The organism is Streptomyces sp. MZ04, assembly GCF_004684775.1.
Classification (GTDB): domain Bacteria; phylum Actinomycetota; class Actinomycetes; order Streptomycetales; family Streptomycetaceae; genus Streptomyces.
Genome location: NZ_SRIC01000254.1, coordinates 1 through 11,898, shown reverse-complemented (window position 1 = coordinate 11,898; position 11,898 = coordinate 1). Strand labels below are relative to the sequence as shown.

Below are 11,898 nucleotides of genomic sequence, written 5' to 3'. Positions count from 1 at the left end.
AAGAGACACCCCCCGAGCCCCTCGACGGCCGCGCCGAGCTCAGCGAGTTCCTGCGCACCCGCAGGGCCCGGCTGCAGCCCGAGGACGTCGGCCTGCCGAACTTCGGGCGGCACCGGCGGGTGCCGGGTCTGCGCCGCGAGGAGCTCGCGCAGCTCGCGGGGGTCTCCGTGGCGTACTACACCCGTCTTGAGCAGGGCAACGGCCGCAATGTCTCGGGCGAGGTCCTGGACGCGATCGCCCGCGCCCTGCGCCTCACGGACGCCGAGCACGCCCATCTGACGCATCTGGCCAAGCCCAAGCAGCACAAGAAGAAGCGGGCCGGCCGCCCCCAGCAGCTGCGCCCCGCGCTGCGTCAGCTGATGGACGCCATGGACGCCGTGCCCGCGTACGCGGTCGGCCGCCGCTCGGACATTCTCGGCTGGAACCGGCTGGCCGCCGCGCTCTTCGGCGACTGGGGGGCGCTGGCACCCGAGGAGCGGAACTGGGCGCGGATCGTCTTCCTGGACCCCGCGTCGCGCGAGCTGTTCCTGGACTGGGAGCAGAAGGCGTCGGACATCGTGAGCTTCCTGCGGATGGACGCGGGCTGCTACCCGAACGACCCGCTGCTCTCCGCCCTGGTCGGCGAACTCTCCGTGAAGAGCGAGGAGTTCAGGAGCCTGTGGGCCACACATGACGTACGCGAGAAGGGCCACGGCACCAAGCGGTTCCGGCATCCGCTGGTGGGCGAGATGACGCTGTCCTTCGAGACGCTGCGGCTGCCCGACGACCACGATCAGTCACTGGTCACCTACCACGCGCAGCCCGACTCCGCGTCGGCCGAGGCGCTGCGGCTGCTGGCCAGCTGGGGCGCGGACGCGACGCGGGCCGGGGCGGCGGGCGCCACCCGGAATTAGCACTCGGAGGTAGCCCCCGGAGGTAGCCCCCGGAGGCAGCACCCGGATGTAGCCCCCGCCGCCCCCGCGCGTCACGGCTGGTACGGCGGCGCGGCTCCCCAGTTCCACTGCGGCACGGGCTGGTCGGTGGGCCTGGTCGCGTCCGGGCCCGAGAAGTAGAGCGCGAGGCGGGTGCCCCACTCGACGTAGGCGAGGAAGGCGGACCGGAACTCGGCGTCCGTCGGAAGACCCGCGTCGTCCGCCGCGTCCTGCATCAGGTTGACCCAGCGGCGGCGCTGCGGCTCGGTGATGCCCTTGCCGAGGTGCTTGCCGACCATGTGGGCGTGGCCGCCGTGCTCCTGCGAGTAGGCGGCAGGGCCGCCGAAGACCTCGCCGAGCCACTGGGCCACGTGCCGGGCGTGCTCGGCGGGCAGCCCTTCGAAGAGCGGCGCGAGCAGCTCGTCCTTGAGGACCTTCCCGTAGAAGATCTCCGTAAGCCGCTCGAAGTTCTCCCCTCCCCCCGCCCACGCGTACAGGGCCGGCGTCGCGGCGCCCGTGCCGCGCACGGCGGTGGGCGTGTAGTGGCGCATCTCCTCGATGTCCTCGACGTACGGGCGGATCTCCGCGAAGAAGTCACGGAAGTGCTCCGAGCCCCGGAAGCCCTCGAGGTGGTCCTTGGTCGACGTCCAGGTGATGCGGAGGATGTAGTGCTCGGAGTCCTCCTCGCAGCGGGCGAGTTCGTAGTCGACGCACTGCGGGGCCGCGGCCAGCGGGACCGCGGCGCGGGTGTACGCGGCGAGGAACTGGTCGGAACGCTCGGGCGGGATGCGGTAGCGGATGTACTCGACGGTGTGGGCGGTCATGTGACGTCGGCTTCCTCTGCGATGGATGGTGCCGGCACGCGTGCTCCCCAGTCCCACAGGGCTTGCAGGACCGGGCCAAGTTCTCTGCCGTGGGGGGTGAGTTCGTAACTGACCGTGGGGGGCCAGCCGGGTGTGCGGGTACGCAGGACAACGCCCGCGGAGACCAGCTGGGAGAGCCGCTCGGTCAGTACCTTGTCCGACAACTCGTGGAGTATGGAGGCCAGTTCGCTGTACGCGTAGGAGTCGGCGCGCAGCAGTTCGCGGACGATCAGTGTGGTCCAGCGGCCGCGCAGGGCGGCGAGGGCGATTTCGACGGGGCAGGCGGGCGTGGGCGCCGCGACCCGCGCCCTGGGGTCGTCGGGAAGCCCCTGGGCCACCCGCTGGCTTACCGTTCGGTGAGTCACGAGGACGCCTCCTACTGTTGCCCGGCACCGGTCCACACCGGTCCACACCGGTTCACTCCAGGAGGGTTACACATGTCGGCGATGGCGCTTCCCACCCGCCCCGAGGATGTGCCGGCGGCGTTCGCCGCCCGGTTCAACAGCGGTGATCCCCAGGCGGTGCACGAGCTGTACGAGGAGGGTGCCGCCTTCGTTCCGGAGTCGGGGGACGCGGTGCACGGTCTCGTGGACATCGCGAAGGAGAACGGCCCGTTCCTCGCGATCGGCCTGCCGATCTCGGTGCAGCCACGCCATGTCCACGTCTCCGGTGACATCGCGCTGCTCGTCGTCGACTGGGAGATCGAGGGCGTCGTGAATTCCACGGCCACGGACGTGGCAAGGCGCGGCACCGACGGACACTGGCGATACGTGATCGACAGCCCTTTCGGCGCCGCGCCACCCGCGCCCCGAAGGGGCGCGGGGAACTGCGCGACCAGCCACGACGCACCCGCAGATACGCACTGCGAACCCGCGGAGCGCTAACTCACTTGCCGTAGAACGCGTTGTAGATCGACAGCGTCGACTTGTTCCCCTTCTTGTCCGTGATCTTGGCGTGGAAGGAGATCCCCTTGCCCGCGGCCGGGTTCTTCACGGAAATCTTCCCGCCGCTGACAGTGACCTTCTTCCAGGTCTGGCCGTAGTCGTACGACACGTACGCCGCAAGGGACTTGAGATGGGCGCCCGCAGCCGCGCCCTGCACCGTCACCGGCACGGACTGGGTCTGTCCGGCGGCCGCCTTGCTGCTCAAGTCGACCGCCGGGGCGAACCGCGCCGTGGAGACCGGCAGCTTGGCGCGGTCGGCCTTCTTGGAGCGGAACGTCCAGCTCGCGTCGATGCGCGTGGAGGCGGCCGCCACCTTCACGCTCCGCTTCACCGACGTCGACAGCTTGTACTCGGACTCGGCCGCCGGGACCTTGAACGTGGCTCCGCCGACCAGCGGGTCCTCGTTCTCGCCGATCTTGGTGTCGCCCTTGTAGAGGGTGGTCTTCACCGACGAGTAGAGCGAGGAGCCCGCATGCGTCTTGCCGTCGGCGAACAGCGGCAGATAGCCACCGATCTCGTTGCCCTCGCGGGTGACGCCGAACTCGCCGCCGATGCGCGGGCCGAAGACGGCCGTGTTGAACGTCTTCTCGTAGCTCTTGCCGCCGGTGAACTTCTGCGCCGCGCCCAGCGAGTAGACCGCGTCGAGGATCGGCCAGCCGTCCGGGTCGAGCCCGGCCTGCTGCTCGAAGTTCATGCCCCACTTCACGTCGTCGACCGTCGACAGGTACAGCGTCCGGGTGCCGGGCAGCGGCGTCGGAATGCCGATCGAGGAGCCGCCCGAGCTGCCGGGGAGGTAGCCCAGGGCGCCGAGCGCGCCCTTCTTGCCCTTGGCCGATGCGCCCAAGTTCGCTTTCACCGTGGCCAGTTCAGATGCCTTGAAGTGCTTGGTGTATCCGGTGGCGACCTGCTTGACCTTTCCCCCGAGCACGATGTCGTACTCGGCGTTGTCACCCTTGACCCAGTGCCCGTCCCACTGCTGGTGCAGCGAGCCGTCGGTGACCTGCGGACCCAGGTGCGAGGTCCGGAAGTCGGTGTACGCGTCGAGCAACCAGCCGAAGGAGTAGGTGCCGCGGTCCGTGTCGATCGCGTAGTCGGGCGATGCGAAGGAGGACTTGGCGTCCGCCGACGGGACCGTGATGTCCACGGGCTTGGCCGTCCGCGCGTCCAGCGTCACCGTGGTGTCCTTGGTGACGCTCAGCTTCGGCTGGGCGATCCAGTCGGCGCCCTTGGTGAAGTCGGCCGGGTCCGCGAACATGCTCGTGTTGAGCAGGTAACCGCCCTTGGGGACACGGAGCTTGACCGTGCCGGACGCGTCGAACGGGTCGAAGGACTTGCCGGTGGCGAGCCCGGAGACACCCTCCAGGTCACTGTCGTAGTACTTCGGCGCCTGCCCGTCGCGCCCGATGTGCTTCAGGGTCAGCTCGTACGACTCGACCTCGCGCTCGACGGCGGCCGCCGTGCGCACGGACTGCCCGCCGCCGGTGGCCACGACGTACGCGGAGTACGCGCCGTCGACCGTGCCGCCCAGCTTGGAGTCCGCGGTCAGGTCGACCGCCGCCGTGCCGCCCGCGGGGACCTTCACGGTCTTCGCGCCGAGCTTGAAGAAGCCGGACGGGGCCGGGTCGCCCTTCGGGTTGGTGGCCGTCACCGCCAGGTCGAGGGTGACGTCCTCCTTGCCGAGGTTCTTGTACGTCACCTTCTTGGTGACCGGCGTGTCGTCGGTGTGCGGCCACGCCTGGGTGCCGAAGCTGACGGAGACCGGCTCGGCGACGACCGACTGCTTGATCGCCTTGTCCACGGCGATACGTCCCGAACCCTGCTGGAACGGCGTGTACTTGCCGCCCTTCGTGGACGCGGTCAGTACGCCCTTCAGCTCCGCGTACGTCCAGTCCGGGTGCTGCTGCTTCAGCAGGGCGGCGGCGCCCGCGACGTGCGGGGTCGCCATCGACGTACCGGAGATCGTCAGATAGCCCTCGGGCTTCTGGCCGACCTCCTTGTCGATGACGCTGCCGGGAGCGGCGGCCGCGGTGATGTCCACGCCGGGCGCCGTGACGTCGGGCTTGATGGCGCCGTCGCCGACGCGCGGGCCCTGGCTGGAGAACTCGGCGAGCTTGTCGTTGTCGTCGACCGCGCCGACGGTGAGGGCCGCGTCCGCGCTGCCCGGCGAGCCGACACTGCCGGGCATCCCGTCGTTGCCCGCGGCGATCGCGAAGAGGATGCCCTTCTCGGCGGAGAGCTTGTTCACCTCGGCCTCGAGCGGGTCGACGCCGGGGGTGTCTCCGCCGCCGAGGCTCAGGTTCACGACGTCGGCGCCCTGGTCGGCCGCCCACTCCATGCCCGCGATGATCCCGGAGTCGTCACCGGAGCCGCCGTCGTCGAGGACCTTGCCGTTCAGGAGCTTGGCGCCGGGCGCCACGCCCTTGAACTTGCCGCCGGACTTCGCGCCCGTGCCCGCCGCGATGGACGCGACGTGCGTGCCGTGGCCGTAACGGTCCTTGGCGTCCGCCGAGGGCGTGAAGTTCTTCTCGGCGGCCACCTGGTCCTTGAGGTCCGGGTGCGTGGCGTCGACGCCGGTGTCCAGGACGGCGACCTTCACGCCCTTGCCGTCGAACCCGGCCTCCCACGCCTTCGGGGCGCCGATCTGCGGCACGCTCTTGTCGAGGCTCGCCTTGCGTACGCCGTCGAGCCAGACGCGGCTGACACCGGTGGCGGTGGCCTCGCCCTTCCCCGCGACGAGCGCGGACCACAGGTCGGCCGCGTCCTGCTTCGGGGTCGTGATGGCGTCGGCGTTCAGGGTCTTCAGGGTCCGGCGGACGGTCGTGTCACCGGCGGCCCGCACATCGGACCGGGCCCCGGCGGCCGCACCCTTGTAGCCGACGATCAGCTTGAGGCCCTTCTTCTGGGCCCTGCGATTGTCCTTCTTGCTCAACTCGGTGATGTCGAACAGGCGTTGGTCGAGCTTCCCGGCGGCGATCAGCCGCGACGCGTCGGCCGGGATCACCAGCGTGTGCCCGCCGACGCGCTTGGTCAGTACGGGTATCCGCTCCCGCCCCTTCGCCCGCTCGAAGCGGGTGACGCGGCCCTTCGCGTCGACGGCGACGCGATCGCCGGTGATCAGCGTGATGCGGTGCGCGGTCTGTCCGGCCACTGGCTGCGCGGCCGACGTTCCCGACGGCCGCGCGTCCTCCGCTTGCTTCGCCGCCGACGCCGGGCTGGTCATGCCCGCGGCGAGGGCCACGGCCGCCGCTGTGGCGATCGTGGCCCCATAGGCTCTCTTCACTTTTCGGCGCAAGTCTCCCCCTGGAGGTCAAAGGGGCTCCCGCCCCTGGACGAGGAAGTATTGCCCAGGGTCGAACATCTGCTCAATAGTGCGGCAGAAGTGGCGAGTTGGTCACTGCGGGCCCCGCTCCGTGACCTTGATCCGCCCGCCCCGGATGGTCGCGAGGCGCGGCGCCTTCCGGGCGATCACGCTGTCGTGCGTGACCACCACGAACGTCAGGCCGTGCTCCTTCCACAGCCCCTCGAGCAGCTCCATGATCTCGTCGCGCATCGACTCGTCGAGGTTGCCGGTCGGTTCGTCGGCGAGCAGCACCTTCGGCCGCTTGACCAGGGCGCGGGCGATGGCGACGCGCTGCTGCTGACCGCCGGACAGCTCGGCGGGCAGATGGCTTCGGCGCTCTCCCAGACCCACCGACTCAAGGGCATCAGCGGCGCGTTCACGCCGGTCGGCAGCCCCGAGCCCCAGCGGGACGAGCGCCGTCTCGACGTTCTCCTGGGCGCTGAGCGTGGGGATGAGGTTGAAGGACTGGAAGACGAAGCCGATGGACTCGGCGCGGACCTTGGTGAGCCGCGCCTCGGGCAGCGCGGCCAGATCGACCCCGTCGAGCTCGACGCTGCCGGACGTCGGCCGGTCGAGCCCGCCGAGCATCTGCAGGAGCGTGGACTTGCCGCCGCCCGTCGGGCCCTGGATGACGAGCCGGTCACCGTCGCCGATGGCCAGGTCGACCCCGGCGAGCGCGTCGACGGTCTCCCTGCCCCTGCGGTACTGCTTGGTGACGTCCTTGAGCTGATACATGGTGTGACTCCTGCGATACGTAAGGGGGTTGGCGGCCGGGAGCGGGAAGGCTCGGCCGTCTACTCGACGCGGCGCAGGGCGTCCGCGGGCCGCAGCCGCGAGGCGCGCCAGCCGCCGAAGGCGCCCGCGATGAGCCCGCCGGCCACGGCGAGGCCGACGGCGAGCGCGATGGTGGTGGTGCTGACCGGCGCGGTCAGCGAGATGTCGAGGGCCTTCGACGCCGACTGGCCGAGGCCACCGCCGGGACCACCCGGCCCACCGGCCATGAGCCCACCCCCCGACTGCCCGCCGCCGGATCCGAGTTCGGCCGTCAGGGTGGGGCTGACCGCCGTCACCACATACGCGCCGGCGAGGCCGACGGCGATGCCGAGCGCACCACCCACCAACCCATTGACGACCGCCTCGCCGACGACCTGCCGGGTCACCCGGCCGCTCTTCCAGCCGAGCGCCTTCAGGGTGCCGAACTCCCGTACGCGACGGCTGACGGCAGCGGAGGTGAGCAGTCCGGCCACCAGGAAGGCGGCGACGAGTACAGCGACCGACAGCCACTTGCCGACGCTGGCGGCGAGGTCGGAGGCGGTGGACAGGGAGCCCGAGACGGTGTCGGCGAGATCGGCCGAAGTCGTCACCGTCGTACCGGAGATGTTCTTCTGGATGGCGCTCTTGACCGCGCTGATCTGCTGCGAGTCCGCCGCCTTGACGTACACCGTCGTGATCTTGTTCTTCGCGTCGGCGAGGGTCTGCGCACGCTTGAGCGGGACGTAGAGATTGGCGGCGGCGTCCCCGCTGTCGGGCGTGGCGATGCCCACGACCTCGATCTTCGTCCCGGAGATCGTGACCGTGTCGCCCACGGAGAGCTTCTTCTCCTTGGCGTACGAGGCGTCGGCGACGGCCACCTTGGCGTCCGACTCCGCGCCCGTGAACGTACGCCCCTTGGTGATCTTGGAGGAGGTCAGCGGGCCCAGGGCCGGCTTGCCGACGTCGGTGCCGTAGACGCTGTAGGAGTCGACGTCGAAGTCGGCGCCGCCACCGCGCACCTCGCCCTGCTGCTGATCGGTGCCGCCGGCGGGCGGCTGCGCCCTGCCGCCCGAGCCGCCGGGCGCCTGCTCGAACTCGCCCTGCTCGAACCGCCCGTCGACCTTCATGACCTGCAGGCTCAGCCCGCCGACGGCGTCCGCGACACCGTCCTGCTCGCCGACCTCCGCGACGGTCGACGAGGCCAGCGTCTGGAAGCCCTGGACCATCACCCGGTCGCTGCTCTGCTCCTCACCGTCCTTGCCCTTGGCGTCGAACTTGAAGCGCGGCCGCCCGCTCTGCCCGCTCCCTTCCTTGGGCGGGGTGGCCGCCTTGGTCACGGTCATGTCGGTGCCGAGCCCGTAGAGCGACTCGAGGACCTTGCCCTGGGCCTGCTTCATGCCGGACGAGACCGCGCTGACGACGATGACCAGCGCGATGCCGAGCGCGAGTCCGGAGGCCACGACGAGGGCCGCTTTTCTGCGGCGGCGCAGCTCACGCCTTAGATAGGTGAAGAACATGTGCGTGAAAGTAGGTACGCACCGTGATGAATGGATAAGGGCGGCATAAGAGAACGATGAGAAGCCCAACGACAGCGGCCCGCACCCCTGCTGAGGAGTGCGGGCCGCTTACGTCACGCGGGGGGCGGGGTTCCTAGACGGCGGAACCGGCCTTCCACTCCGCCCAGTCCATGACCCACCCGTTGAAGCCGTTGTCCGGCTGAACGGTCTTGTCACCGGTGTTCCGGACGTCCACGACGTCACCGACCATCGAGTTCTCGTAGAACCAGGCGCCCGGAGTGCCCTTGTCGTTCGCACCCTTGGCGTCTTGCAGGCCCACACACCCGTGGCTGGTGTTGGCGCCGCCGAAGATGGACTTCGCGCCCCAGTAGTTGCCGTGGATGAACGTGCCCGACTGGGACAGACGCATGGCATGCGGCACGTCCTTGATGTCGTACTCGCCCTTGCCGTCGCCGTCCTTGAAGCCGACCGTCGCGCCGTCCATACGGGTCTCCTTGAACTTCTCGGAGATCACCATCTTGCCGTTGTACGTCTTGTTCTCCGGGGAGCCCGCGGAGATCGGGATGGTCTTGACGACCTTGCCGTCCCGCATGACCTTCATCTGCTTGGTCTTGGCGTCGACCACGGAGACCTGGTTGCGACCGATCTTGAAGGTGACGGTCTTCTCCTGGACGCCGGTGACGCCGTCCGCGCCCTCGACGCCGTCCAGGGACAGCTTCATGGTGACCGTGGAGTTGCCCTGCCAGTAGTCCTCGGGCCGGAAGTCGATCCGGTTGTCCCCGAACCAGTGCCCGACGACTTCCTGGCCGCTGCTGGACGACACCTTGATGTTGCCCTGGACGTCCTTCTTGTTGCTGATCGCCTTGTCGAAGTTGATCGACACCGGCATGCCCACACCGACGGTGGAGCCGTCCTCGGGCGTGAAGTTCCCGATGAAGCTGTTGGCCGGCGAGACCGTCGTGAACTTCGAGTTCTCGTGCGCCTTGCGGCCCTCGGAGTCCTTGGCGGTGGCGGTGATCTTGTACGTCGTCGCGCGCTCGAGCTGGCCGCTGGGCTTCCAGCTCTTCTTGTCGGGAGCTATCTGCCCCTCGACGGCCGTACCGGTCTCGGTCGTCATGGTCACATCGGTCAGCGAACCGTCGCTCACGGTGACCTTGGCGGCGTTGTTGATGCTCGCGTTGTCGGACCCGTCCTTGGGCGCGATCTTGATGTCGGCGTCGGACGACTTCTTGGCCGCCGCCTCGTCGACCTGGCTCTGCGACTCCTTGGTGCCGTCGGCACCGCTGTCACCGCCGTCGTCGCTGCTGCAGGCCGAGAGCACCAGAACGCCGCCGACCAGGGCGGACACGGCCGCGAGCCCCTTACGCCGACCGCGCAGCCGCCTACTGTCCGTCATCACACGCTTCTCCATCGTTGCCGAATCCCCAACCACGTCAAGAACGCCGAGAGTCCCCGTAATCCCCCATAACGTCCTGCCCGGTACGTCCCGTTCCACTACCGCCGATTGTGTGGGGAACACCACGTCGCGCGAGAGCGGCCGGTGACAGCCGCGCACCCCTGAGACGACAGAACCCCGGGCGGCGGTTGCCGCCCGGGGCCTGAGATTCCGGATTCGCCTGTCCGGCTCGGTCCGTCCCTCTACTGCTCCCGGCCGCCTTCGCCGCCCTCGTCGTCGTCATCATCCTCGTCCGGGTCCCAATCCGGCGAATCGGGGTCGTACTCGATCTGCTCGCTGCTCCAGGAGGCCTGCGAGAGCTCGATCCCCGGCACCTGGCTGACCAGGTCGAACGGATCGACGAGATAGGCCAGCGCCTCCGCGTCGTCCTCCTTGACGGCCGCCTCGGCGTGCAGGCGCTCCTCGGCGGGCATGTGCTCGTCCTCCGCGATGCGGCCGAGGGCGGACTTGGCCAGCTCACCGGAGTCGTCGACCTCGACGACCAGTTCAACGCGAAGCCGTACAAAACGTGATGTCTCAGGTGTACTCATGCTCCGGAGCGTACGACCCGCACCGAGCCCTCACCCCCGCGACTTTCCCGCGACCCGCTCCTTTCACTACCATCGCCCCACACGGCCAATTCGCCAGCGCCACAAGGGGGATCCGATTCCGTGTCCGCACGTCGATCGCTGCTGACCGCCTCAGCCGCGGGAGCCCTTCTCGGCGCTCTCTGCTTCATCCCCTCCGCGAACGCGACGGGCCACGAATCCCCCCCGGCGCACGCCTCGGCCGCCGTCCCCGGCGAGCAGCAACACCGGGCCACGAACGCGGAGACGACCACGGCGGACGACCGCCTCGCGGACACGGGCGCGGGCGTCGACACGACTCCGTACGTGATCGGCGGAACGGCGTTCCTGGGCCTGGGGGCGGGATTCATCGCGTACTCGGTACGACGTGACCGGCGGGGCCTGGCTTTCTGAGCGGGCCTGACTTACTGAGCGGGCCTGACTTACTGAGCGCCTACTGAGCGACGAACCCTTCGGTGTCCAGCTCGAAGCCGAAGGGTTCGGGGACGCGCAGCGCCTCCCCGAACGGAACCGTGGTGCGGGACCGATAGCCCTTCGGTGAGGGATCCCAGAAGGCGGTGATCTCTTCCGCCTGCATGTCGAGCACGAGATAGACGGGCACCACGCGACCGTACGTATCAAGCTTGTCCAGCCAGTCGACGTCCTTCGTCGAGACGGACGTCAACTCGGCGACCAGCGAGAGGGCGGCGCCGTCGGCGTGCCGGCCGTCCGCCTCGAAGGCGGCTTCATCAGCGACGAACAGGTCCGGGCCGAAACCGCGTGCGGAAGCAGGGAACGTAAAGAGAAAGGGCGACGTCTCTGCGACGTGCCCCTCCGGCGCATGCTCTTCCACCTGCTTGCGGAGTCGCCGCATCGGACGCAGATATCGCAGCTTCGACCACGGCGACACGACGATCTTCCCCCGGATGAGCTCGGCCTTGTAGCCGTCAGGTGTGTCAAGTTCCTCGACGATCCGGAGCATGTCCGCGAAGGATCCCTCCGGAGGGCCGTCTATGGCCCCTGCTGGCCCCTCGATCATGGTGGTCACCGCGGTCCTCCACTGGCTACAGGGCGTATCGCTGACTCCACGGTAGCGCTGAAGCACTGCCGTGGCCTGTCCCGTCACCCCGCGACCGCCAGTACGGGCCGCTCCCCCAGTTCGAACCAGAGCAGCTTGCCGCTCTGCCCGAAGAGGTCGTCGCCCAGCGGGTGGCCGCCCCACGCGTCCGCGTAATGGCACACGAGAGCGAGCCCGCGCCCGCATTCCCCGTCCGCCGGGGTGAGGCTGACGCTCGGTGCCGCCGCCCCGCCCCTCCGGTCGAACGGAGGAGGGATGTGCGGATCGGTGTCCCACACGGTGACCCGCAGCCCTCCCCCCAGCTGCCGCAGCCGCAGCGCCGCGGGCCCCTTGCTGTGGCGGTACGCGTTCGTGACGAGCTCGGAGGTCAGCGGCTCGGCGGTGTCGGCGATCCCGCCGAGCCCGTGCGCGCCGAGGACGCCGCGCACCGTGGTGCGGGCGATGCGCGGGGCGCGGGGGTCGTGCGGCAGATGGAGGGCGTAGGCCCAAGG

General features: G+C 69.5%; 12 protein-coding genes. 3 read left to right on the top strand and 9 right to left on the bottom strand.

The genetic code is table 11. The features are described 5' to 3' along the window. Positions 1-893: helix-turn-helix transcriptional regulator (locus tag E2651_RS34225; RefSeq protein ID WP_135335151.1), on the top strand; the 893-nt coding region annotated here is incomplete at its 5' end. Positions 894-964: 71 nt separating this feature from the next. On the opposite strand, the gene E2651_RS34220 is transcribed toward E2651_RS34225, so the two are convergent. Both E2651_RS34220 and E2651_RS34215 read right to left on the bottom strand, forming a co-directional pair. Then, entirely contained in the window at positions 965-1,735 is a 771-nt protein-coding gene (locus tag E2651_RS34220) for an antibiotic biosynthesis monooxygenase (RefSeq protein ID WP_135335150.1), read from the bottom strand. Continuing rightward, positions 1,732-2,139 (bottom strand): helix-turn-helix domain-containing protein, encoded by a 408-nt coding sequence (locus tag E2651_RS34215; protein WP_135335149.1) that lies wholly within the window; start codon positions 2,137-2,139, stop codon positions 1,732-1,734. Before E2651_RS34215 ends, E2651_RS34220 begins: the two co-directional genes overlap by 4 nt. 72 nt (positions 2,140-2,211) lie before the next feature. Between E2651_RS34215 and E2651_RS34210 the strand changes: the two genes are divergently transcribed. Next, on the top strand, positions 2,212-2,658 hold the full coding sequence (locus E2651_RS34210; protein WP_135335148.1) for a nuclear transport factor 2 family protein: 447 nt from the start codon (positions 2,212-2,214) through the stop codon (positions 2,656-2,658). 1 nt (position 2,659) lies between these two features. On the opposite strand, the gene E2651_RS34205 is transcribed toward E2651_RS34210, so the two are convergent. The 5 genes from E2651_RS34205 to E2651_RS34185 all read right to left on the bottom strand — a co-directional run bounded on the left by E2651_RS34205 (position 2,660) and on the right by E2651_RS34185 (position 10,314). After that, positions 2,660-5,998, bottom strand: a complete 3,339-nt coding sequence (locus E2651_RS34205) for a S8 family serine peptidase (RefSeq protein ID WP_245239403.1) — start codon at positions 5,996-5,998, stop codon at positions 2,660-2,662. A 111-nt stretch (positions 5,999-6,109) separates the two neighbouring features. Next, positions 6,110-6,793 (bottom strand): ABC transporter ATP-binding protein, encoded by a 684-nt coding sequence (locus tag E2651_RS34200; protein WP_135335147.1) that lies wholly within the window; start codon positions 6,791-6,793, stop codon positions 6,110-6,112. Between the two features lie 59 nt (positions 6,794-6,852). Then, the gene (locus E2651_RS34195) at positions 6,853-8,328 is read right to left on the bottom strand and encodes an ABC transporter permease (RefSeq protein WP_135335146.1); all 1,476 of its coding nucleotides are present in this window, start codon (positions 8,326-8,328) and stop codon (positions 6,853-6,855) included. 133 nt (positions 8,329-8,461) lie between these two features. Beyond that, the gene (locus E2651_RS34190; protein ID WP_135335145.1) at positions 8,462-9,724 is read right to left on the bottom strand and encodes an Ig-like domain-containing protein; all 1,263 of its coding nucleotides are present in this window, start codon (positions 9,722-9,724) and stop codon (positions 8,462-8,464) included. A gap of 242 nt (positions 9,725-9,966) precedes the next feature. After that, positions 9,967-10,314 (bottom strand): hypothetical protein, encoded by a 348-nt coding sequence (locus tag E2651_RS34185; RefSeq protein WP_135335144.1) that lies wholly within the window; start codon positions 10,312-10,314, stop codon positions 9,967-9,969. A gap of 120 nt (positions 10,315-10,434) precedes the next feature. On the opposite strand from E2651_RS34185, the gene E2651_RS34180 reads away from it, so the two are divergent. Continuing rightward, on the top strand, positions 10,435-10,743 hold the full coding sequence (locus E2651_RS34180; protein ID WP_245239402.1) for a hypothetical protein: 309 nt from the start codon (positions 10,435-10,437) through the stop codon (positions 10,741-10,743). 40 nt (positions 10,744-10,783) lie between these two features. Here E2651_RS34180 and E2651_RS34175 read toward each other — a convergent pair whose 3' ends face one another. Together E2651_RS34175 and E2651_RS34170 are read right to left on the bottom strand one after the other, a co-directional pair. Then, positions 10,784-11,311: a Uma2 family endonuclease gene (locus E2651_RS34175; RefSeq protein ID WP_245239401.1), complete on the bottom strand. Its 528-nt coding sequence runs from the start codon at positions 11,309-11,311 to the stop codon at positions 10,784-10,786. A 140-nt stretch (positions 11,312-11,451) separates the two neighbouring features. After that, positions 11,452-11,898: ATP-binding protein (locus E2651_RS34170; protein WP_135335143.1), on the bottom strand; the 447-nt coding region annotated here is incomplete at its 5' end.